General features: G+C 66.5%; 20 protein-coding genes. 6 read left to right on the top strand and 14 right to left on the bottom strand.

The window, feature by feature from the left end:
• Nucleotides 1-97: 97 nt before the first annotated feature.
• Both E4J89_RS13645 and E4J89_RS13640 read left to right on the top strand, forming a co-directional pair.
• Nucleotides 98-2434 carry an aminotransferase class III-fold pyridoxal phosphate-dependent enzyme gene (locus E4J89_RS13645; RefSeq protein WP_136786689.1) on the top strand — a complete coding sequence of 779 codons (2337 nt, stop codon included), beginning with the start codon at nucleotides 98-100 and terminating at the stop codon, nucleotides 2432-2434.
• Entirely contained in the window at nucleotides 2431-3096 is a 666-nt protein-coding gene (locus E4J89_RS13640; RefSeq protein WP_136786688.1) for a TetR/AcrR family transcriptional regulator, read from the top strand. Before E4J89_RS13645 ends, E4J89_RS13640 begins: the two co-directional genes overlap by 4 nt.
• 5 nt (nucleotides 3097-3101) lie before the next feature.
• Here the strand turns inward: E4J89_RS13640 and E4J89_RS13635 are convergent, their stop codons facing one another.
• Nucleotides 3102-3983 carry a helix-turn-helix domain-containing protein gene (locus E4J89_RS13635; RefSeq protein WP_240691896.1) on the bottom strand — a complete coding sequence of 294 codons (882 nt, stop codon included), beginning with the start codon at nucleotides 3981-3983 and terminating at the stop codon, nucleotides 3102-3104.
• A 314-nt stretch (nucleotides 3984-4297) separates the two neighbouring features.
• Nucleotides 4298-4894 carry a TetR/AcrR family transcriptional regulator gene (locus tag E4J89_RS13630; protein WP_136786687.1) on the bottom strand — a complete coding sequence of 199 codons (597 nt, stop codon included), beginning with the start codon at nucleotides 4892-4894 and terminating at the stop codon, nucleotides 4298-4300.
• Between the two features lie 166 nt (nucleotides 4895-5060).
• Between E4J89_RS13630 and E4J89_RS13625 the strand changes: the two genes are divergently transcribed.
• The 3 genes from E4J89_RS13625 (at nucleotide 5061) to E4J89_RS13615 (ending at nucleotide 9149) form a co-directional block, all read left to right on the top strand.
• On the top strand, nucleotides 5061-6974 hold the full coding sequence (locus E4J89_RS13625; RefSeq protein WP_136786686.1) for a primary-amine oxidase: 1914 nt from the start codon (nucleotides 5061-5063) through the stop codon (nucleotides 6972-6974).
• A 15-nt stretch (nucleotides 6975-6989) separates the two neighbouring features.
• Nucleotides 6990-7493 (top strand): hypothetical protein, encoded by a 504-nt coding sequence (locus E4J89_RS13620; protein ID WP_136786685.1) that lies wholly within the window; start codon nucleotides 6990-6992, stop codon nucleotides 7491-7493.
• A gap of 120 nt (nucleotides 7494-7613) precedes the next feature.
• Nucleotides 7614-9149 (top strand): MFS transporter, encoded by a 1536-nt coding sequence (locus E4J89_RS13615; RefSeq protein ID WP_346763387.1) that lies wholly within the window; start codon nucleotides 7614-7616, stop codon nucleotides 9147-9149.
• Nucleotides 9150-9235: 86 nt separating this feature from the next.
• Here the strand turns inward: E4J89_RS13615 and E4J89_RS13610 are convergent, their stop codons facing one another.
• The 11 genes from E4J89_RS13610 to E4J89_RS13560 form a co-directional block, all read right to left on the bottom strand.
• The gene (locus E4J89_RS13610) at nucleotides 9236-10084 is read right to left on the bottom strand and encodes a Rieske (2Fe-2S) protein (protein ID WP_136786684.1); all 849 of its coding nucleotides are present in this window, start codon (nucleotides 10082-10084) and stop codon (nucleotides 9236-9238) included.
• A 179-nt stretch (nucleotides 10085-10263) separates the two neighbouring features.
• The gene (gene hpaD, locus E4J89_RS13605; RefSeq protein ID WP_136786683.1) at nucleotides 10264-11361 is read right to left on the bottom strand and encodes a 3,4-dihydroxyphenylacetate 2,3-dioxygenase; all 1098 of its coding nucleotides are present in this window, start codon (nucleotides 11359-11361) and stop codon (nucleotides 10264-10266) included.
• Nucleotides 11362-11394: 33 nt separating this feature from the next.
• Entirely contained in the window at nucleotides 11395-12924 is a 1530-nt protein-coding gene (gene hpaE, locus E4J89_RS13600; protein ID WP_136786682.1) for a 5-carboxymethyl-2-hydroxymuconate semialdehyde dehydrogenase, read from the bottom strand.
• Between the two features lie 47 nt (nucleotides 12925-12971).
• Entirely contained in the window at nucleotides 12972-13682 is a 711-nt protein-coding gene (locus E4J89_RS13595) for a GntR family transcriptional regulator (RefSeq protein WP_136786681.1), read from the bottom strand.
• A complete protein-coding gene (locus E4J89_RS13590; RefSeq protein ID WP_276606345.1) occupies nucleotides 13637-15145 on the bottom strand; it encodes a fumarylacetoacetate hydrolase family protein in 1509 nt (502 codons plus the stop codon). Before E4J89_RS13590 ends, E4J89_RS13595 begins: the two co-directional genes overlap by 46 nt.
• A 388-nt stretch (nucleotides 15146-15533) precedes the next feature.
• Nucleotides 15534-16670, bottom strand: a complete 1137-nt coding sequence (locus E4J89_RS13585; protein WP_136786680.1) for a serine/threonine-protein kinase — start codon at nucleotides 16668-16670, stop codon at nucleotides 15534-15536.
• 89 nt (nucleotides 16671-16759) lie between these two features.
• Nucleotides 16760-17566 (bottom strand): alpha/beta fold hydrolase, encoded by an 807-nt coding sequence (locus E4J89_RS13580; protein WP_136786679.1) that lies wholly within the window; start codon nucleotides 17564-17566, stop codon nucleotides 16760-16762.
• Nucleotides 17567-17568: 2 nt separating this feature from the next.
• Nucleotides 17569-17901, bottom strand: coding sequence for a biotin/lipoyl-containing protein (locus E4J89_RS13575; RefSeq protein ID WP_136786678.1), 333 nt, complete (start codon nucleotides 17899-17901; stop codon nucleotides 17569-17571).
• Entirely contained in the window at nucleotides 17894-18868 is a 975-nt protein-coding gene (locus E4J89_RS13570; protein WP_240691893.1) for an alpha-ketoacid dehydrogenase subunit beta, read from the bottom strand. Before E4J89_RS13570 ends, E4J89_RS13575 begins: the two co-directional genes overlap by 8 nt.
• A gap of 118 nt (nucleotides 18869-18986) precedes the next feature.
• Nucleotides 18987-20033: a thiamine pyrophosphate-dependent enzyme gene (locus E4J89_RS13565; RefSeq protein WP_136786676.1), complete on the bottom strand. Its 1047-nt coding sequence runs from the start codon at nucleotides 20031-20033 to the stop codon at nucleotides 18987-18989.
• Between the two features lie 182 nt (nucleotides 20034-20215).
• The gene (locus E4J89_RS13560; protein WP_136786716.1) at nucleotides 20216-21532 is read right to left on the bottom strand and encodes an amino acid permease; all 1317 of its coding nucleotides are present in this window, start codon (nucleotides 21530-21532) and stop codon (nucleotides 20216-20218) included.
• 197 nt (nucleotides 21533-21729) lie between these two features.
• On the opposite strand from E4J89_RS13560, the gene E4J89_RS13555 reads away from it, so the two are divergent.
• Nucleotides 21730-22203, top strand: a complete 474-nt coding sequence (locus E4J89_RS13555; RefSeq protein ID WP_136786675.1) for an Lrp/AsnC family transcriptional regulator — start codon at nucleotides 21730-21732, stop codon at nucleotides 22201-22203.
• On the opposite strand, the gene E4J89_RS13550 is transcribed toward E4J89_RS13555, so the two are convergent.
• The gene (locus E4J89_RS13550) at nucleotides 22178-22735 is read right to left on the bottom strand and encodes a hypothetical protein (protein WP_136786674.1); all 558 of its coding nucleotides are present in this window, start codon (nucleotides 22733-22735) and stop codon (nucleotides 22178-22180) included. The genes E4J89_RS13555 and E4J89_RS13550 overlap by 26 nt on opposite strands.
• Between the last annotated feature and the right edge of the window lie 21 nt (nucleotides 22736-22756).

Raw genomic sequence — 22756 nt, 5'->3', positions numbered from 1 at the left:
AGTCTGATTAGTAGACCTTCGACGGACCCTATTCCATTTGACTGGACTAGGAGTATAGTCGCGGTTACACATTCCAGACTTCGGAGCGAGGAGCCCCATGTCACAGCTGTCCCGTGAGGAAGCCCTCACTATTGCCCGCAACGCCCTACCAATGTTTGGGATAGCGGAAGACGCCGTGATCGACTTCGTCAAACATCGCGAAAACGTCGTCTTCCGCGTGTCCGACGGGTCAGCCGCCTTCGCGCTGCGAATTCATCGGCTGGGTCATCGAACTGACGACGAGGTAAGCACTGAAGGCGCTTTCATGACCGCTTTGGGCGCAGAGGGTTTCCCGGTTCCTGCAGTAGTCCGGACCGTTGCGGGCGCGCTGTTCGCGCCTGTGCCCGATAGCAGCGGGCGGACGCACCACGTCGATGTGCAGAGGTGGATTGCAGGCGGTGAGCCCTTGGGTGATGCCGGAGAGGCATGGCTCGGCGAGGACGCCTTGGAGACCGAAGTTTTCGCGCGACTCGGCGAACTCTGCGCCACGTTCCATCTGGCATCGCGTCGAATAGGGAAGATCTCCGGCTACGCCAGGCCGGCCTGGGACGCCGAGGGACTTGCCGGGGCGGCAGCCCTCTGGGGTGATCCCCGCCGGCTGGGGCGGACCGATGATGAACGCGATGCGATCGACGCGGCCGTGCGGCGCATCGGCCAACGACTGGATCAGTTGGGAACCGCGCCCGCATTTTACGGCGTCATCCATGCTGACTTCACGCCCGAGAATGTTCTGACCGCCGGGGGCCAGCACGTCCTGATTGACTTTGACGATTTTGGAGAAGGCTGGTGGCTGTTCGACCTGGCCACCATCCTGTTTTGGTACCACCGCCACCCGCAAGCCGAGGAGTATCGCCAGGCGCTGCTGGCCGGCTACCGGAGGCATGCGGCTATCCCGGAGCGTGCCATGGAGGACCTGGACACGTTCATCCTGGCCCGGGGCCTCACCTACCTGGGATGGGCGGCCGATCGACCGAGGGACGAAACCAGCGCCTTTTTGCAGTCCGAGGTTCTGCCCGTCGTCGTGGATTTGTGCCGTGAGTACGTGGCTGTCGAAAGGCCGTTGCCGGAAGGGCAGTCGTTGGCGGGGCAGCACACCCCACCGGATGCCAGCCTGCTTGCCCGCCGGACCGCGACCATCGGACCCTACTCGCCCCTGTTCTACGACCGGCCGCTGCACTTCGTGTCCGGCGACGGCGTGTGGTTGGTCGATTCGGAGGGAAACCGCTTTCTCGACGCGTACAACAATGTTCCTCAGGTCGGCCACGCAAATCCTCGGGTGGCAGATGCCGTATGCCGACAGCTCAATACGCTCAATGTGCACACGCGGTACCTCAGTGAACCAATCGTGGACTACGCCGAGCAGCTCTTAGGCACCTTCGACGCACCGCTTGACCGCGTCTACTTCACGAACAGCGGATCCGAGTCCAACGAGCTTGCCATCCGAATTGCGAGGCACATGACCGGCCGCAGCGGCGTGATTGTCACCGATCACAGCTACCACGGCAACACGATTGCACTCGCCGCGCTGACGACCGGTTTGGCCGTTTCGGAGCCATTTGGCGACCATGTCCGCCCCATTCACGTACCGGATCTTGATGGCGAGGGGGAGAACGCAGATTCGCGAATCATCCTGGAGCGCGCTTTGGCAGCGATTGACGAGGCCATCGCATCCCTGGTCGAATCCGGCCATGGTGTGGCTGCCCTGCTGATCGAGCCGGCGTTCTCCACCGAGGGTCTGCCCCGGGTGCCGGCGGGGTACCTTGAGGGGGTCGTCGAGCGGATTCGTGCGGCCGGCGGCTTGGTTATTGCAGACGAGGTCCAGACCGGGTTGGGCCGTTTGGGTGATGTCTGGTGGGGGCACCAGGCGACCGGCATTGAGCCGGACCTGGTCACGCTTGGCAAGCCGTTGGGCAATGGCTATCCGCTGGGCGGCGTGGTCACCACCGCCGCAATCCTTGAGTCCTTCAGCAGCGCCAACATGTACTTCAATACTTTTGCCGGCACCGCCACCGCGGCGGCTGCCGGCCAAGCCGTGCTGAACGAGATCACCGAACACGGGCTGATTGCCCGCTCAGGTGAACTTGGACGGCACGTTGCCCGCCGGCTCGAAGACTTGGTAGCCAGCCATCGCCGGGCGGCCTCTGCTAAGGGACGAGGCCTGTTCTTCGGTTTGGAACTTGTTGACGACGCCGGCCGCCCGGATGCCGGTTTGGCCAAACGGATCGTCGAAGCTCTCGTGCGGAAACGGATCCTGATCAGTCGGATTGGGCCGAACGACAACATCCTCAAGATCCGGCCGCCACTGGTGATTGGCCGGGACGAACTCGACCGCGTCATAGACGCTCTCGACGTGGCACTCGCCGCGGAAACCCATGCAGAAGCCGTCCACGCATGAACGCCGACGATGGTTCGGGTCCGTCCACGGCGCGCCGAGGGGAGGGAGAGTCGGGGACCCAGCTTGCTGAGCTGCCCCTTCCGCTCCGCAAGCGGCAGCAGCTGCAAACCCGTCACGACTTGGTGCGCTCAGCCATCGACATCATCGACGCGTTGGGGGAGAAGGCTGCCACCATCGACCGGATCACTGCGCGGGCCGGCACGTCAAGGGCCACCCTTTACGCGCATTTTCCGGGGGGCCGTGCCGACGTGTTGGCCGAAGCCTACAAGAGGGTTGGCCAGGATTTGATCGACGCAGCGGAGCGCGACGCTGCGGGGCAAGACGATTGGATCGAGAAGCTCTGCGCCTACCCGCGTGCCATGCTCGGCCTTGCCGCTCGGCGCGAGCTGGGCTTCTTCTACAACGTCTCGGGGCCCCAGCACTTCGGGATCGGCAAGCGCCGGGGCAGCGCCTCGCAACATACCCTCGACATGTTTGTCGGCGAACTCCAGCAGGCCCAGGAGCGCGGGGAGCTGCGTGCCGACATCGACATAGAGGCGGTTGCGGGGCTCCTCATCGGCGCCATCCGCGAAGCGGGAATCGATGCTGCCCGTGAACCGGCCACAGCGCCCCGCAACCTCAGGGCGTTCCGCCAGCTTCTGCAAGCCGTCGCCGGCCGCTGACCCGCTCAGCCGCGCCGGTAAGTGCTCGGCGGAACGCCAAAGGCACTGCGAAACACCCGGCTGAAATGGGCTGCATCGGTGAAGCCCCAACGCGTGGCGATGGCACCGACCGCACGGTCTGCCTGCAGCGGGTCGCGCAGGTCGCGACGGCAGCGTTCGAGCCGTCGGGCGCGGATCCACCCGGCTACGGTGGTGCCGGCGTCGTGGAAAATGCTGTGCAAGTGCCGGGTGGAGATGAAGTGGGCTGCGGCAATGGCTGCCGGAGACAGTTCCGGGTCGCCCAGATTGGCATCGATGTGCTGGCGGATCCGTGCCAGCAATTCGCCATGATGGCCGCGCTGGGGCCCGTTCTCGCTGCGCAGTTCGCTGTCAAACAGGGTTGCGAGCAGGTCGACGGCGTTATGGGCCAGCCTGTGGCCGCTGGGGCCCGAGAGCAGTTCAAGGTTGTCCGCCAATTGGACCATGAACGGGCTGATCATCCGGCCGATGCCGGCGTCCCCGGCGAACCGGACGGCGGTCAGATCGGTCACGGAATCCGGCGGCAGGTCCAACGCGTCGTGCGGGAACATCAGCACCAGGGTGCGGAAGTCGTCGTCGAACTCCAAGGTGTAGGGCCGGTGGGTGTCATAGACCGCCAGATCGCCCGGGCGCAGCGTGGCTTCGCGGTTGTCCTGGACGAGGATGCCGGTGCCGGACAGTTGCAGGTTGAGCTTGTAGTAGAGCCGGTCGGACCGCGTGATGAGCGCGGGCGTGCGCAGCACCTTGTGGCTGTTCGCGGTCACTTCCACCACGGACAATTCGTCCAGGACCCGGGAGCGCAGGCGGCCGTGGAATCCGGCGGGGGAGTTGGTGCGGGCCTGCAGGGGCACAAAGGACTCGGAGATCAGCGTGTTCCACTCGGCGAACGAGCGGGCCTCGGCAACCTGGACCGCGGAAGGCGCGGACGGCGCAGACGGGGTGCGCGGCTGGGAAGGTGCGGGAGCCGCGGCCGGCGTGGCAGGCGCGGCATTGGCGAAATCGCTAGCGGTTCCGGCGGTGCCGGATGAGGTGTGGGTGCTGCGTTCGGGAAAGGTGATCGTCACAATGGCCCCTTCGCTTGGAACCGGTTTTCAGGTGTGTCTCAGGACACAGTCTCCACACCATAGCGCCTGCGGGGGCACGTTGTCATCTATTTTCCACAACGGGCGAAAAACAATTTTGATCAGGAATCCGCGGAGACCATTCGAAGCCAACTGTCCAGGTGCTCGATCAACTGCTCAGGGGAGTGGTGGTCAGGGGTGAGTGAGGCGGTGATCTGCGCGCCCAGCAGGAAGGACAGGAGCTGCCCGGCCAGCACATCGTCGCTGGCCGGAGAGCGGACCTCGCCGGCCTCCCGGGCCTCGGCGAGGAAGCGCATGAAGTCCACGCGCCAGCGTTCCATGGAGTCGGAATGGAGTGCGGCCTTGTCCGGATCGGTGAGCGCCTTTTGCCAGAACGGAATGACCAGTCGGGCCTCGCTGATGGTCACATCGGTGACGGGCAATACCTCCAGGCAATACCGCCGCAAGGCGTCCAGGCCGCTGTGGCCACGGATGGAGTCGGCCACCCGCCGGTTTGTCTGGTCGAAGACGTAGCCGAAGGCAAAGGCCAGCAGGTCGTCCTTGGTGGGGAAGTAGGGCTTGAGCGCGCCGTTGGCAAAGCCTGCTTCCGCGGCTATTTCGCGCATGGTGGCACCGTCGATGCCGTGCCGGGCGATGATCCGCCACGTCGCTTGGACCAAATCGACCCTGCGTTGGTCGTGGTCGACGATCTTCGGCACCGGCCGCCTCCTGTAATCGTGCGTAGAAAAAACGTGCGTAGAAAAAACCCTTGCCATGAATCCTACTGAGGGTTATTCTCTACGAACATAGAAAAAAGAACGTGGTGTCGATCACAGCCGAAAAATTCGTCTCCGCGTTTCCCAATCCGTTTGAGAAAGGGCCGCCATGACCACCGCTGCCGCCACCGTTTCCTCCTACGCTTTGGCCTCCGCCGAGGAAATCACCGCCGTCCGCACCATTCTGGCTGAGGCAGGGCTGGCGGGGGAGAACACCCGCTTCGCCTACCTTGGGCTGCTGGATCCGCCGCGCCGCGCTGGTGAAGCGAGCGGAGACCGGCGGTTCCGGGCCTTCCTGCTGGACGTCACGGGCGCCGCGCCCAAGGATGTGACCGTTTCCGTCACCTCCCGCAAGGTCCTGACACAGGTTGAGCTGGATACCTCGGTGACCGGCGAGCTGCCGGTACTCGAGGAGGAGTTCGAGGTCGTCGAGGCCATCCTGTCCACCGATGAACGCTGGTTGAGGGCGATTGCCGACCGCGGTCTGGAAATCGACAAGGTGCGGGTCGCACCGCTCTCTGCCGGGGTGTTCGAGTATCCGGAGGAGAAGGGCCGGCGGATCCTGCGCGGCCTGGCGTTCTACCAAAACTTCCCGGAGGACAGTGCCTGGGCGCACCCGATCGACGGGCTGGTGGCCTATGTGGACATCGTGAACAAGACCGTGGACCAGGTGCTGGACTTCGGCGCCATGCCGGTTCCGGCCGAGCACGGCAACTACACGGATCCGGAACTGACCGGCGAACTCCGCACCACACAGAAGCCCATCGAGATCACCCAGCCCGAAGGACCCAGCTTCACGGTCACTGGCGGCAACCACATCGAGTGGGAGAAGTGGTCCTTTGACGTCGGCTTCGACGTCCGCGAAGGCGTGGTGCTGCACAACATCGGCTTCAAGGACGGCGACCGCACCCGCTCCATCATCAAACGGGCTTCGATCGCCGAAATGGTGGTGCCGTACGGCGACCCGTCGCCGGTGCGCTCCTGGCAGAACTACTTCGACACCGGCGAATATCTGGTGGGCCAGTACGCCAACTCGCTGGAACTGGGCTGCGACTGCCTGGGCGAGATCACCTACCTCTCGCCCGTGATCGCCGACGGTTTCGGCAACCCGCGGGAGATCCGCAACGGCATCTGCATGCACGAAGAGGATTACTCCATCCTGGCCAAGCACTCCGACCTGTGGACCGGGATCAACTACACCCGCCGCAACCGGCGCATGGTGGTCTCCTTCTTCACCACCATCGGCAACTACGACTACGGCTTCTACTGGTACCTCTACCTCGACGGCACCATTGAGTTCGAGGCCAAGGCCACCGGCATCGTGTTCACCAGCGCCTACCCGGGCAAGGGCTACGAGTACGCCTCCGAGATGGCTCCGGGCCTGGGCGCGCCGTACCACCAGCACCTGTTCAGCGCGCGGCTGGATATGGCGCTGGACGGCTTCACCAACCGGGTGGAGGAAGAAGAAGCTGTGCGGGTTCCCCTCGGCGAAGGCAACGAGCGCGGCAACGCCTTCACCCGCCGTCGTGCTCTGCTGAAGACCGAGTCCGAGGGCGTCCGCGAGGCCAACATGCCGGCCGGCCGGACCTGGCACATCTCCAACCCGGAATCCACCAACCGGCTGGGCGAGCCGGTGGCCTACAAGCTGATGCCGCAGGGCCAGCCCACGCTGCTGGCCGACCCGGAGTCCTCCGTGGCCAAGCGCGCGGCCTTCGCTGCCAAGGACCTGTGGGTTACCCAGTATGCCGAGTACGAGCGCTACCCGACCGGCGACTTCGTGAACCAGCATGCCGGCGGCGCCGGACTGCCGGCCTACGTGGCGCAGGACCGCAACATCGATGGCGAGGACATTGTGCTCTGGCATACCTTCGGCCTGACCCACTATCCGCGGGTGGAGGACTGGCCTATCATGCCGGTAGACACGGCCGGATTCAGGCTCCGCCCGGATGGTTTCTTCGACCGCAGCCCCGTGCTGGACGTGCCGGCAAATACGCCTGCCGCCGGCGGGCACTGCCACAGCTAACCAGGGGGTGTGGAGATGACCGCGGTTGCACAGTGGGGATCCACGGCCCAGCACGACGCCGGGGCCCGGCTTGTGCGGCTGGCCCGGCTGTGCGCCGTGGTCGCCTTCACTTCCATCGCCGCCCACCTGTGGATGGCCTGGCAGCACCTGGACACCCCGTGGCAGAGCCTGCTGATGCTGGCCATGGCCGCGTTCTGCCTGCCGTGTGCGCTCAAGTCTTGGCGCCGCGGCGGGGCAGGACCGGCCCGGATGCTGATGTTGGCGGCCCTTGCCATGGCAGCCTTCCACACCTGGCTGCTGACCGGGGCCGGTTCGTACGGCGGCGGCCACGCCGGGCACGGTGTCGCCGCCGCCGGGAGCACTGCGCTCGGCGCAGGCCCCGTGGGGACCGCCGTCGGTGCGGAGTCCCTGACAGCAGTCCTTCCGCACACCGAAATGATGCTGGGCGTCATCCTGCTGGAACTGCTGGCGGCCGTGTCGGCTGCGTTCTACCTGAACCGGTTGCGCCAACGACCGTAGAGCCCAGGCCGCCGGTGTTCACACCGGAGTTCAGGCAACCCCGCCGGAGTTCAGGCCTACACGCAGCGGGACGGATTCGTACCGTTTGGCAGGGGCACGCACCCGGCGTATGAATGAGGGGTGACCCCAGACCCTGACTCCGCTCCCCACCCCGCTCAGAACCGACCCGCTGCCGGCATAACGGAGAGCCCGGACGGCCCGGACGGCGCCGAGCAGGGGTACGTGCCGGATCCCGGCCGCTGGCGGATCCTGTCCGTGCTGCTGGTGGCCATTTTCATGTCGCTGGTGAGCGTCAGCATTGTCAATGTGGTGCTGCCGTCCATCCAGATCGGGCTGGGCGCCTCCGATTCTGACCTGCAGTGGGTCCTGTCCGGCTACGCCCTGACCTTCGGCGTGGTGCTGGTGGCCGCAGGCCGGGCGGGAGACATCCTGGGCCGCGGTCCGTTGTTCATCGCCGGCGTCGCGCTCTTCACCCTGGCCTCGGTGGCCGCCGGACTGGCCCCCGACCCGCTCAGCTTGAACATCACGCGCTTTCTACAAGGACTCGGTTCCGGACTGCTGAATCCGCAGGCCGTGGGCATGATCCAGCAGTACTTTCGCGGTGCCGAACGCGGCCGGGCCTACGGTGCACTCGGCAGCGTGATCGGCATTTCGGTGGCCATCGGGCCCTTGCTAGGCGGGATGATCATCGAGTTCGTCGGCGTGCAGGAGGGGTGGCGTTGGACGTTCCTGGTCAATGTCCCGGTGGGGATCCTGGCCATTGTGCTCGCGTTAGCGTGGTTTAAACCCCGTCACGCCGGGGCCGGCCGTCCCAAGGCGGCAGATGCCGACCGGGATCTGGATCCCCTCGGAGCGGTGCTCCTGGGCCTGGCCGTGCTGGCGCTGCTGTTGCCTTTCGTGGAACGCGGGGCCGGGCCCTGGATCTGGCTGCTGCTGCCGGGCGGCGCTGCGCTGCTGGCGTTGTGGGCGTGGTGGGAACACGCCTACCGGAGCCGGGGCCGAAGCCCGATGGTGGACCTGCGCATTTTCCGCACGCACAGCTTTTCGAACGGCTCCTTGATCGCAGGCCTCTACTTCATGGGCGTAACCAGTGTGTGGGTGCTGGTGGCCCTCTACATCCAGCAAGGGCTGGGCGGCACCGCGCTCGAGGCCGGGCTGATCGGCCTGCCCGCCGCCCTGCTCGGTGCCTATGCGTCGCACTGGTCGGGCCAGCGGGTCCTGGAGCACGGGCGGACATCGATCGTGGTCGGCATCCTCTGCGCGTTGCTGGGGCTGGGCCTGACCATCGCCGTCATCCAATGGGAGGCGGCCGGGGTGCTCAGTATCTGGTGGATGCTGCTGACGCTGTCGTTCATCGGTATGGCGCAGGGCCTGATCATCACTCCCAACCAGACATTGACCCTCGCTGAAGTGCCGCTGGAGTATTCGGGCAGCGCCGGGGGAGTGCTGCAGACATCGCAGCGGATCGGCACTGCCGTGGGCATCGCCGTAATCACCGCCGTGGCCTTTGCGGTCCAGGCCCGGGCCGGCTGGACGGCAGCGATCACCGCGGGCCTGTGCGTCACCGCTGCCTCGGTCGTTGCCACGCTGCTGATCGCCGTGGCCGATGCCCGCCGCAGCTCGCGTTTGTCCGCGGCGAGCTCCGGGCGCCGCTGAATCCGGCGCGGCTGGCACCGGCAACAGCTGATCCGGGCGCTGCTGGCACCGGGCCTCAGGAGCGACCGGCCAACCTGGCCCGCCGGTCAGCGCCGGCGGACTTCGATCTGCCCTTCGCGGACTCGGGTCTCGTAGGCCGGCTGCTCGGAACTGGCCGGACCCCTCACGACGCTGCCGTCCGCGAAGCGGAAGGTGCTGCCGTGCCAGGGGCAGGTGATGCACCCGTCGTCCACCGTCCCCTCATCCAGCGGACCGCCCATGTGGCTGCAGACACTGTCCAACGCCCGGACCGTTCCGCCGCTGCGGTACAGGACCAGCGAGAGGTCGCCGACCTTCGCCAGTTGCGGCGTGTTGTCGGCCAGTTCGCTCGCGGCCAGCACACCGGTCCATTCGGCCGGGCCCTCCCGCCACGCCGTGTGGTTGACGTTGACGCCGCGCGAGTAGCTCAAGTGTCCGCCGAGGTAACCGCCGGACATGAGCAGGCCGAATCCGCCCAGGGCGATCACTTTGGCAACTCCGCGATGGCCGCTGCAGCGGGCCACTAGCGAGGCGGTGAAGCAGATAGTTGCCGACGCATTGGCGGCGGCATGCACGATTCCCACCCGGCGGTCTTCGCCCTGCGTGTCCGACCAGTCGTTCAGTCCGGCCCAGGCCGTGGGCGCCGCGGTCAGGATTCCGGCAGTGACCAGCACGTCGGCGGCGGGCTCGGCGCGGCGGCCGCCCACGGTGTCCAGCAGCGTCGACATGGTCCACGCGCCGATGGGCAGGTCGGTCATCAGTGGATGCAGCGGATGCCCCAGATAGCTGCCGCTGAGGACGTTCCTGACCAACCGCGGTTTGACCAGGCGGCCAACCAGGGCGGCCACCGGCCGGGCGACCTTGTCCAGCGCTTCGGTTTGCTCGATCCGTTCCATCAGCTTGTGCAGAGCAGACATCGGCGTTCCTCTTCCCCATAGAGTGTTGGCCAACGGCAGCCCGCCGGCCGCTGAACGGCCCCCAGTAGCAGCCAGTGTTGCATCGGCGGGCGGAAGCGGCAAGGGTGGGCAGACGCCGGTGGGCGGCCTCCGTACGGAAGCCGCCCACCGGCGTCGTTATTCAAGCAGGCCTGAGCGAACTAGACCTGGTTGCCGATCTTGAAGCCCTTGGCGGCCTGTCCGCGGAAGGTGCCGTCTTCGTCATCTTCCCGGGTGAAGGAGAAACCGTCGGCGCCGATGGTCACCGCCATCTCCGAGCTGTCGGTGCGCTCGACGACTTCCTGCGGGTTGCCGTCGAGGTCCAGCACCAGGGAGGCCTCGGTGTACCAGGACGGGACCACCGGGTTGCCCCACCAGTCGCGGCGCTGGTTGTCGTGCACGTCCCAGGTGATCACGGGGTTGTCCGGATCGCCGGTGTAGTAGTCCTGGGTGTAGATCTCCACGCGGTGGCCGTCCGGGTCCAGGATGTAGAGGTAGAACGCGTTGGACACACCGTGCCGGCCCGGGCCGCGCTCGATCCGGTCGGACATGCGCAGCGCGCCCATCTTGTCGCAGATCTGGATGATGTTGTGCTTCTCATGGGTGGAGAACGCCACGTGGTGCATGCGCGGTCCGTTGCCGCCGGTCAGGGCGGTGTCGTGCACGGTGCCCTTGCGGTGCATCCAGGCGGCGTAGGTCACGCCGTCGGAGTCCTTGATGTCCTCGGTGACGCGGAAGCCCAGGTCCTCCAGGTACTTGCGGCCGCGGGGGACGTCCGGGGTGACCTGGTTGAAGTGGTCCAGACGCACCAGTTCGCCGGCAGAGTAGAGGTCGTAGCGCATGTGCAGGCGCTCCACGTGGTCCACTTCGTGGAAGAACTCGTACGGGAAGCCCAGCGGATCCTCCACCCGCAGCGAGTCCCCAATGCCCTTGACGAAGCCTTCCTTGCGGCGCTCCGTGCGGCAGCCCAATTCCTTGTAGTAAGCCTCGGCGCGGTCCACGTCCTCCGGGGTGCGCACCCGGTAGGCGAAGGCGGCGACGGCGGCGATCGGCCCCTTGCGCAGCACCAGGTTGTGGTGGATGAACTCTTCGAACGAGCGCAGGTAGATCGCCTCGTCGTCTTCGTGGGTCACGTGCAGGCCCAACAGGTCCACGTAGAACGCACGGGACTTGGCCAGATCGGTCACCACGATCTCCATGTAGGCGCAGCGCAGGATGTCCGGGGCCGGGACGGAGGGCTTGGGGATTTCGTTGCTCATGTTTCTCTCTCCTTCGAGCGGTGGGGGATGGGGTTAGGAGTCCATGACCGCGGCGGCATCCTCGGCCTTGCCGAAGACCGGGTTATGCACCTCGCCGAGGTTGATGTGGACGGCCTGCTGGTCGGTGTAGAAATCGATGGAGCGGTAGCCGCCCTCATGGCCCAGGCCGGACGCCTTCACACCGCCGAACGGAGTGCGCAGGTCGCGGACGTTGTTGGAATTCAGCCACACCATGCCGGCCTCGACGTTCTGGGCGAAGTTGTGCGACCGCTTGAGGTCGTTCGTCCAGATGTAGGCGGCCAGTCCGTACTTGGTGTTGTTGGCCAGCTCCAGCGCCTCCTCGTCCGTGTCGAACGGGGTGATGGCCACGACCGGGCCGAAGATCTCCTCCTGGAAGATGCGGGCGTCCGGAGCCACGTCGGCGAAGACGGTCGGCTGGATGAAGTTGCCCTCCGGGAACTCCTCCGGGCGGCCGCCGCCGGCGGTCAGGCGGGCTTCCTGCTTGCCGATCTCCACGTAGGACATGACCTTCTCGAAGTGCTCCGGGTGGACCAGGGCGCCCACCTCGGTGGCCTCGTCGTGGGGGTAGCCCACCTTGACGCGCTTGGCCTGGGCCGAGTAGCGCTCGACGAATTCGTCGTAGATGCTCCGCTCCACCAGGATGCGCGAGCCGGCGGTGCAGCGCTCGCCGTTGAGGGAGAAGACGCCGAAGATGGTCGCGTCGATGGCGGCTTCGAGATCGGCGTCGGCGAAGACGACGGCGGGGGACTTGCCGCCCAGCTCCATGGACAGGCCCTTCAGGTACGGGGCCGCGTTGGCAAAGATGATCTGGCCGGTGCGCGACTCGCCGGTGAAGGAGATCAGCGGGACGTCCGGGTGCTTGACCAGCGAGTCGCCGGCGAAGCCTTCTTCACCGAAGCCGTGGACGATGTTGAAGACGCCCTCGGGCAGGCCCGCTTCCTCGAAGATCCCGGGCCACAGGGACGCGGAGAGCGGGGTGAACTCGGCAGGCTTCAGGACCACCGTGTTGCCGGTCGCCAGCGCCGGGCCCAGCTTCCAGGACTCCAGCATGAACGGCGTGTTCCACGGCGTAATCAGGCCGGCGACGCCGATCGGCTTGCGATTGACGTAGTTGGCCTGGCGGCCGGGGACCTTGAAGGCGTCGTCGTGCTGGGACACGATCAGGTCGGCGAAGAAGCGGAAGTTTTCCGCGGCGCGCTGGGCCTGCCCCAGGGCCTGCTTGATCGGCAGCCCGGTGTCGAAGCATTCCATTTCGGCCAGTTCCTGGCCGCGGGACTCGACGATGTCGGCGATCTTGTGCAGCACCCGGGAGCGCTGGCGCGGCAGCATGGTCGGCCAGGGGCCGTTCTCGAAGGCGTCCTTGGCGGCGGCGACGGCCGCGGCGACGTCGGCGACCTTGCCGGAAGCTGCCTTGATGTAGGGCTTGTTGGTGACCGGGTCCAGCACGTCGAAGGTGTCGCCGTCGATCGAGTCGACGAGCTTGCCGCCGATGTAGTGCTGCAGATGGGTGGGCAGGTTGTCCGGAACAAAGTGCTCGGCCATGATGGTCCTTTCCAATGGGGGTTGCGGTGTCGGGTAGTCGGTTGGGTCTAGAGGGGTGAGGGCGGCATGCCGTCCGCGGCCAGGTAGGCGTTGAGCGTGTTGGTCCGGTGGGCCCGGGCCGCCTTCTCCACCTCGCTGGTGCTGGCACCGGCATCGATCAAATCCAGCAGATGCTCGTGTTCCTCGACCGAGGAGCGGGCACGGCCGGGAATGTGGCTGAAGCTGGACGCCCGCATGGCGTTGAGCCGGTTCCAGCCCCGGTGGACCAGGTCCAGGATGTGCGGGTTGGGGCAGCGCTCGTACAGCACGGCGTGGAACCTGTCGTTGAGCTGGGTGAAGCGGGGCGGATCGAAGTCGTCCAGGCAGCGGCGCAGCTCGGCGTTGATGGCACGCGCTTCGGCCAGGTCCACCGCGGAGAGCAGCGGAGCGGCCAGCGCCGTTGCCGCTCCCTCGATGACGGCCAGCGTCTCCATCGTGTGCAGGTACAACTCGGCGTCAACGGCCGCGACCGTTGCCCCGATGTTGCGCTCGAAGGTCACCAGACCCTCGGCCTCCAGCCGGCGGATCGCCTCGCGCACCGGAACCGTGCTGCAGCCCAGTTCCGCGGCGATGGTGCCGAGGACCAGCCGGTACCCGGGCACCAGCTCGCCCTTGGCGATCCGCTCGTGCAGCAGCTCGTAAGCCTGCTGCGATTTGCTGGGGGCCAGGGTGGTCACTTCGGCTGCTCCGCGACCCAGGCGTCGTAACGGGCGCGCCATTCGGCGTTCATCGGGAACAGGCCCTCGATCTTGTGGCCTTCCTTGACCATCTCGAAGACGAAGGTGTCCTGGCGTTCCTGCTCCACCACCTCGTCGGCGATTTCCGCGGCCAAGGCCGGCGGGATGACCAGGATGCCGTTGTCGTCGGCCACAATGATGTCGCCGGGCTGGATGGTGGTGCCGCCGCAGGCGACCGTGACGTCGGTGTCCCAGGGAACGTGCTTGCGGCCGAGGACCGCCGGGTGGGCGCCGTTGTAGAAGGTGGGGATCTCCAGGGCCGCCACCTCGGACAGGTCGCGGACACCGCCGTCGGTAATGATGGCTTCGGCGCCGCGTACCTGGCTGCGCAGGGCGAGGATGTCGCCGAGAGTGCCGGAGCCCTTTTCGCCGCGGGCCTCCATGACCAGGATCTCGCCCGGGCCGATGGCGTCGATGATGCGCTTCTGGGCGTTGTAGCCGCCGCCGTGGGACTTGAACAGGTCCTCGCGGTTGGGCACGTAGCGCAGCGTGCGCGCCGTGCCGATGACCTTCTGCCCGGGCTTGGTGGCCAGCAGGCCGTCAACGCTGACATTGTTCAGCCCGCGCTTGCGCAGCGCGCCGGAGATGGTGGCCGTCGCAACCGAGAGCAACTTGGCCTTGACGTCTTCGGTCAGCGCGGATTTGCCGGTGACCGCCGGAGCCAGCCCGGCGGCCTCTTCGCTGCCGAAGGCGTCGACCCGGTCCTGGTCGGTGATCTTCGGGGTGTTGCCGAAGGAGGCGAATTCCGCTTCGCCCTGGGTGACCGTGGTGGACAGGCGGCCGGTGCTCAGGCCGGCGGCTTCGTCGGATACTTCAACCTCGACGACGTCGCCCGGCACGATCACGGAGGAGCCGGCCGGGGTGCCGGTGAGGATGACATCGCCCGGGTGCAGGGTCATCAGCTGGGACAGGTCGGCCACAATCCGCGCGAAGGAGAAGATCAGGCCGGCGGTGGTGTCGTCCTGGACCACCTCGCCGTTGACCCAGGTGCGGATCCGCAGCGCGTCCGGGTTGACCGACGCGGCCGGCAGCAAGGCCGGGCCGATCGGGGTGAAGCCGTCGCCGGACTTGGAACGGATGTTGGAGCCCTTGTCCGCGTACTTGATGTCGTAGACGCCCAGATCGTTGCTGGCGGTCACCTGACCCACGTAATCCCAGGCGTCCTCGACGGTGACGCGTCGGGCGGGCTTGCCGATGATCAGGGCGATTTCACCCTCGAAGGCGAGCAGTTCGGTGTTGGCGGGACGCTCCACGGTGCCGCCGGAGAGGGCCAGCGACGAGGAAGCCTTCATGAAGTAGGAAGGGTTCGCGGGGACCCGTCCGCGCTGTGCCGCCCGGGAACTGTAGGAGAGGTGTACGGCCAGCACCTTGCCGGCGTCCTCCAGGATCTTGGTATCCACCGTCTGCAGCGTGGCGGCGGACTGGGTGACGTTGCCTTCGGACAAAGCATCCTCCTGTGAAGTACGAAATCGTATACGATCCATCATGGCGTGTGGCGGAAGCCACGTCAAGAGGGTGGCGAAACATTTCTCGACCGATCGGTCGGAAAGTCTGAAAGCCGGTGCCGGCCTTGCACGAAGCTGTTCCGGGATGGTGCCCGCACTGATGGACCTGACCGCCGAGACGGGTGTGTCCGACCGAAATGACGGATGCGCCCGACCGCAGGGACGGGTGGGTCTAACCGCAGAGACGGAAGGATGGCTGGCTGAAAGCCGCTGATGTCAAGATGCTGCTGCCCGTTTCGTGGCTGACGCGCGGTCGTTGCCACCCGGGATCTGGCTAATACTGTAGCGGCGGCTCAGGGTGTTTCAAAGACTATGAGGGTGCTGCAGTTCAGCCCACGCTGGGCGCGCGGTTTGGCGGCGCGGGGATGGCCAGGTTTCCTGTCGTATTCCCGCCGGTGCGCTCTACGGGTGACTCTGCGGACGATGCGCCGCCCGCCGGCGGCCCGGTCGTAGGCTGAACGGCCGCAGCCGGGGTCCCGGCGGATGGTCCGGTAGCGGATGATTCGGCGTCAGATGGTCGGGTAGCGGGGAAATGAACCGGCGCGGAGGCGACCACATTGGCGGGCGCATCGGACTCATCGGGCCCCTCCGACCCGGCGGAAGCGCCGGAGGGAAATGTCAGTGCCGACTGGTCGGGCAGCGGGGCCTCGGCCTGGTTCCGCAGGCTCACGGCGACCTCGTGTGCGGTAGGCCGCGCGCCCGGGTCGCGGTTGGTCATCCGGGTGAGCAGGTCTTTCCAGTGCCTAGGGAGCGAGTCCGGCACCTCCGGGTCGCGCAGCAGCCGGGCCAAGGCCGCCTCCAGCGGCGTGCCGGAAAAAGCCTTCTGGTGGGTGAGGCATTCGAGCAGGACCAGCCCCAGTGAATAGACATCGCTGGCCCCGCTGACCGGGTGGCCCAAGGCCTGTTCCGGACTGAGGTAGTTGGCGGTCCCGATGGTCGCGCCCTGGGCCGTGGCCATGCTGGCTTCGATCATCCGCGCAATGCCGAAGTCGGACAGCTTGGGGTGGTGCCGGGTGTCCGCGGCATGCCCGTTGGCCAGCAGGATGTTGGCGGGCTTCACGTCGCGGTGGATCACGCCCTGGTCGTGGATGTAGTTCAGCGCATCGGCCAGATCGGCGCCAATCTGCGCTGTTTCGACGGACGTGAGCGGACCAGCGCGCAGCCTGCGCCGCAGGTCGGCCCCTTCAATCAGTTCCATCACCAAAAAACTGGTGGTCGCGCCGTCGTCGGCGGTATGCAGGCCGGCGTCCAGCAAAGTGACCAAACCGGGGTGGTTCAGGGTGGCCAGCAGCAGTGTTTCGGTGTGCTGCCGCCGGTACTCGTCGTCATCGGGCGTCGTCGGAGCGAACATCTTGACGGCCACGTCGCGGCCCAAGGATTGATCCACGGCCCGGTATACAGACGCTGCCCCACCGGTGCCGATAAGCTCCCGTGTCCTGTAGCGCCCGCCCAGGATTGTCTCCATCAAGCCTCCACGCCCCAGGATTTTGCTGTCGTCGGCAATTGTAGCGATGATCAGCCTGCTTGGCGTCTACAGTTGGGGGCGAAAATGGGTTATCCGGCGAGGAATTCGATGGCGGCGGTCTTAAAGGTGCGGGAAGTCACCGCATTGGCGTGCGTGCGGGCAGGCAGCCACACCAATTCGGCTGCCTCGGCGAGCGCCTCCAGCTCAGGAGCGGTGGACGCCAGGTCGTCCCTGTCGCCGGCCACCAGCAGGATGGGCATTTTTGGCACAGCTTCGGCCGGCACAAACGGTTCCGTCTTGATCGCTTCGATCATGGTCATCAGCGCGAAGATGTCGTTGGACGGCACCAGCTTGGCCATCCGCAGCAGTTCAGCGGTGTTGACGTCCTCGATCGGCGTCCCGTCGGCCAGGAAGCGCTGAGCGGCATGCAGGTCGAAGTCTGCCAGCGGGTCTGCGCTGCCCGGGCCGCCGAGTACCATCCGCCGGACCAGTTCCGGCTGGGTGGCGCCGAATTCCCATGCCAGCCGGGCACCCAGGGAGTAGCCGATCAGGTCCACCCCGGTGTCGCCGTCGTCCTCTTTCAAGAGCCGGACCTTGGCGTCCTGAATCAACTGCAGCAGGTCGGCACGGATCCGGCTGGGCGCGTAGGCATCCATTTCTTCGGGGGCGGTGCTTTCGCCGTGGCCGGGAAGGTCTACCGTGACCACGCGCCGACCCGCCTGCGTCAGCGCGGTGATCCAGCCGGCGTCCTCCCAGTTGAGCTTGGCGGAGGAGGCGAAACCGTGGAGCAGGATCACTGGGCGGCGAGGACCTTCGGTGCCCTCGGCGGCCTCGTGCACCTGCACGTGCAGGTGCGGGTCAACGCCTTCAACGGTGTGCTCCCGGTGGGTTCCCATGCTTAGTCCTCGTCGTCGAGCGCCGCGGTCAAGCGGACGCGGCGCTTGGGCGCTTCTTCCTTCGGTACAGTGCCCACAATACCGGCGGTGTCGTCGGGAACCTCGAAGACGATCAGCGGTTCGCCAACCTTGATGATGTCACCGGGGCCGCCGTAGATTTTCACCACCTTGCCGGCCTGCGGCGAGGGCAGCTCGACGGCCGACTTGGTGGTCTCCACCTCCACCAGCGGGTGGTTGCGCTCGATCTGCTCGCCCTCGGCAACCAGCCACTCCAGCACGGTCGCTTCGATCAGGCCTTCGCCCAAGTCGGGCAAGGGGAACGAAATTTCAGCCACGGCGATACTCCAATACTCGCTGGATCCCGAACAGGATGCGGTCAATGTTGGGTACGTACTCGTCTTCCAGATCTCCTGACGGGTACGGTACGTCGAATCCGGTCACCCGTTCAACGGGCGCACGCAGGGTGCCGAAGCAGCGCTCGGTGATCAGCGCTGCCACTTCTGCGCCCAGGCCGGAGGTCAGCGGCGCTTCATGCACGACGACGGCGCGTCGCGTCTTGGCCACGGACGCCGCCAGTCCCTCGGCGTCGATCGGCTTGAGCCAGCGCAGGTCCAGCACCTCGATGTCGATGCCGTCTTCGGCGGCGAGCTCCGCCACCTGCAGGCAGCGGGCCACCATGGCACCCCAGGCCACCAGCGTCAGGTGCTTGCCTTCACGGACAATCCGGGAACCTTCGGGGGAGTAGGCATCGGCCGCGGGCGACGTATCCACCGGGCCCTTCTGCCAGTAACGGGACTTCGGTTCCATGAAGATCACCGGATCCGGCCGGGTCGCGGCGTGCTTGAGCAAGTGGTAGGCCTCGTTCGGGCTGGAGGGGGAGACCACCTTCAGTCCGGGTACGTGGGCGAACAGCGATTCCAGCGACTCGCCGTGATGCTCCGGAGCGCGGATGCCGCCGAAGCTGGGTACCCGCAGCGTGATCGGCATCGGCATGGTGCCGCGGCTGCGGTAGTTCATGCGGCCCACCTGGCAGACAATCTGGTTGATTGCCGGGTAGGCGAAGCCGTCGAACTGCACCTCGGGGATCGGGTGGTAGCCGGCCATGGCCAGGCCCACCGACATGCCCAGAATGCCCGATTCGGCCAGCGGAGTGTCGAAGACCCGGTCCTCTCCGAACTTCTTCTGCAGGCCATCGGTGATCCGGAAGACGCCGCCGAGCTGTCCGACGTCCTCGCCCAGCACCAGTGCCTTGGGGTTGTCCTTCAGCACCTCGGCCAGTGCGCGGTTCAGCGCCTGCTGCATGGAGAGGGTCTCGACGGCGGTGACCACGGCGGGCTCCACCACATCGGCGGACGCCTGCTGGGCGTCGGTGCCGAACGTATTGTCGATGGCGGCTTCGAGGTCGCTGAGAGTGGTGTGCTCAGACATGCTCGGACTCCTCTCGCCAGGCGCGCGCCTGGGCCTTCAAGGCATGGGTGGGTTCCTGATAGACAAAATCGAACATTTCAGTGCCCGGCCGGGAACCAAGTGCTCCCACACCCTGGCGGATCCGTTCCTCTTCGGCCTGGGCGGCTTCGAGCGTTTCAGCGAAAAAGTCCTCGCCGGCGACGCCCTCGGACAGCAGCAGGCTGCGCATCCGGGCCAGCGGATCCTCTCCGCCGTCGGCCCGTTCCTCGGCCAGGGTGCGGTAGCGGCCCGGGTCGTCACTGGTGGAATGCGGGCCGCGGCGGTAGGTCATGGCTTCCACGATCGCCGGGCCGTTGCCGGAGCGGGCGTGGGCCAGAGCGGCAGCCGTGGCCTGGTGCACGGCCACGACGTCGTTACCGTCCACCTGGAGCGACGGCATGGCGTATCCGGCGGCGCGGGCGGCCACCGAGCCGCCGGCCACCTGGCGCTCGGTTGGCACCGAGATGGCGAATCCGTTGTTCTGGATGAAGAAGACCACGGGGGCCTTCATGACGGCCGCGAAGTTCATGGCTTCATGCACGTCGCCCTGCGAGCTCGCGCCGTCGCCGAAGTAGGTGATGGCCACCCCGAGCTCGCCGGCAGGGGTGCCGGAAAGCGTCTGGCCGTGGGCCCAGCCGACGGCGTGCAGCACGGAGCCGGCCACCACGGCCTGGATCGGGGCGAAGCGGGATGCTTGGGGATCGTACAGTCCGCCGTGCCAGCTGGCCTTGTGGGTGGACATGTACTCGACCATATCCACGCCCACGGTGCGGGCCACGCCCATTTCCCGGTAGGTCGGAAACACGAAGTCCCGTTCCATATCCAGTGCGTAGCCGCTGCCGACCTGCGCGGCTTCCTGGCCAAGCTCCGGCGCGTAGCCGGGAATCAGCCCTTGGCGCTGCCAGCGGATGGCTGATTCGTCCAGGTGGCGCACCGCCACCATCAGCCGGTAGAGCTCCTTGAGGTCTTCGGCGGACAGGTCGGGCTGGGCCGACGGGTCCAGGGCAAGAGTGTCGCTCATGCCTGCTCCTCCACGTAGTTTCGGTGCCGCGGCCCGCCGGAAGCGGCGGCCGACGGCGTCGGTTGCTAACCGTGACGATAGTCACCGAAGGCGGGGGTGTGCAATCTGCAACTGATTTACCGCACAACGTGCGCAGTTAGTCGCTTCCATTGGGGGAAGGCGTGGACAAACTGCCAAGCGAGTCAGGGGGCAACGGGGCTTTTTGCCGTGTTTCTGCGGGCGTTGATTTTCGCCGCTACGGCGATGCCGGCAATGAGCCCCAGGGTGGAGAGCAGTTGAATGCCGGTGGCCGGGGAGAAGAAACCCAGCACCAGGATGATGGTCAGCAAGGCCAGGCCGATGAAGGTGACGGCGGGGAAGCCGCGCATCCGGAACGGCAGTTCGGTGCCCTCGCGGTCAGCCCGGCGGCGCAACACCAACTGGGACAGCAGCACCATCCCCCAGACCACCAGGCAGGTCGACCCAACGATATTCAGCAACACAGGGAGGACCCGCTCCGGGAAGACCAGTTCCAGCACGGTGGCCACGAAGCCGAAGGCCACGGACGCGAACACCGCCCTCATCGGAACCCGGCGCTGGCTGAGCCGTTGCAGTGCGTGAGGCGCCTCGCCCCGCTCCGAGAGGGAGAAAATCATCCGCGAGGCCCCGTACAGGTTGGCGTTGAGTGCCGAGAGCAGCGCGATGGCTGCGACCAAGGTGATGGCTGTGTCCGCCCCGGGAATCTTCGCCTCGGAGAGCACCGCGGCGAAGGGGGATGCCAAGGCGGGCGAATCCCACGGCACGGTCAAGGCGATGACCAGCACGGACCCGAAGTAGAACACCAGAATGCGCCAGACCACGGTGCGGATGGCCTTGGCGACGCTGGTGCCCGGGTTTTCGGTCTCCGCTGCCGCTACGGCCACGATCTCGGTGCCGCCGAAGGCGAAGATCACCACCAGCAGCCCGGCGCCGATGCCGGCGATGCCGTTGGGGGCGAAACCGTCTTCGCCGAAGATCACGCCCAGTCCGGGCGAGGCCACGTCGGGCAGCCAGCCAAAGATCAGCGCCGCACCGATGGCGAGAAAGGCCAGGATGGCGACGACCTTGAAGATGGCGAACCAGAACTCGAATTCTCCGTAGTTGCGCACACCGAAGAGGTTGATCACCGTGAAGACCACCATGAAGACCAGCGCGAGCAACCAGACAGGCAGCGACGGCCAGATGGTGGCCAAGAGGCCGGCGGCCCCGACCGCCTCAGCCGCGATCACCACGACCAACTGCAGCCACCAGAGCCAGCCGATGGTGGCGCCGGCAGTGCGGCCGAGCGCCTTCTCCGCGTACGTCGAGAAGGCGCCGCTGCTGGGGTTGGCCGCGGCCATTTCACCCAGGGCCCACATCACGATGATCACCAGCGTGCCGGCCAACAGGTAGGAGATCAGCACGGCGGGCCCGGCGGCCTGGATGCCCGCTCCGGAGCCGAGGAAAAGCCCGGCGCCGATCGCGCTGCCGAGACCCATCATGATCAGCTGGCGCTGTTTCATGCCGTGGCCAAGCCTGCCGGGCGCCGTGCCGGTGGAGTCGCGGTGGTGTGCGGTATTGGCTCGCGGTCGTGGCATCGACTGTCCTGTTGTTTGGTGAAAGCAGCCCGAAGGCTGACAATTTGTCTAGCGGTTTCCCGCACCCGGCGATGACCGAACGTGAAAGGACGCCCAGCGTCATGCAGATCGACTCTCTCGATGCCGACATCGTCGCGCTGTTCACGGAGGACCCGCGGATGTCCGTGCTGGAAGCCTCGCGGGTACTGAAAGTAGCGCGTGCCACAGTACAGGCCCGGTTGGACAAGATGCAACGCGCCGGTGTGACGTCGGGCTGGGGCCCCCGGCTATCTCCCGAAGCGCTGGGCTACGTCGTGCGCGCCTATTGTTCTTTCGTGATCCGGCAGGAATCCGGCCACGACGCGGTGGCCGCTGCGCTCGCCGAGATTCCGGAAGTGCTGGAACTGCATACCGTGTCCGGCGAAAGCGACCTGCTGGCCTGTGTGGTGGCCCGTTCGAATGCGGATTTGCAGCGCGTCCTCGATGAGGTGATGGCGACCAATACGGTGCTCCGCTCGTCCTCGGTGATCGTCCTCAACAGCCATTTTCGGGAGCGAACGCTCCCGCTGGTCAAAGCTGCTGCCGATCCCCGCTGACCTCGGCACTGTGGCCGTCGCCGCCGTCGTAAATTTCGACGTCGTAAATATCGACGTCGGGAATCACCGCCGCCCGGCCGAGTCCGGCTGCGGTTCCGGCGATCGCGGCGACGACGGCAGGCAGGGCTCCCGTTTCCGGAGCGAGGCCGGCAAAAACGGCCCACGTGAACCCGCCCAGGCCGACGGCGAATACCAGGACATGGATCCACTGCCGGCGCACGGGACGGAGTAGGGCGGCCACCGCGAGGGCAGCCGGCGCGCCCAGGAGTGCGGCGAAGAAAAAGCTGACCATCAGCGCCAGGCCCCAGAAGCTCAGGGCTGCCGAGTCTGGCGATACAACCGTGTCGATGATGCTGATGGTCAGGGAAAAAGCGAACCACGAACCGAAGGCCACCAGCCAGCCCTTGAAGAACGCATGGCTGCCCAGCACCACGCGGTGGTTCGCCGGCCGCGGTTTGGCACCGTAGCGACGACGCAGGATCTCCTCGTTGTCCGGCCACTCGAACCGGCGGCGCTGCTCCTCTGGCTGCATGATCCGAAGCCTAGCGTCCCA

Source organism: Arthrobacter sp. CAU 1506, assembly GCF_005047635.1.
Taxonomy (GTDB): Bacteria; Actinomycetota; Actinomycetes; order Actinomycetales; family Micrococcaceae; genus Crystallibacter.
This window is presented reverse-complemented; position numbering and strand designations above follow the sequence as displayed.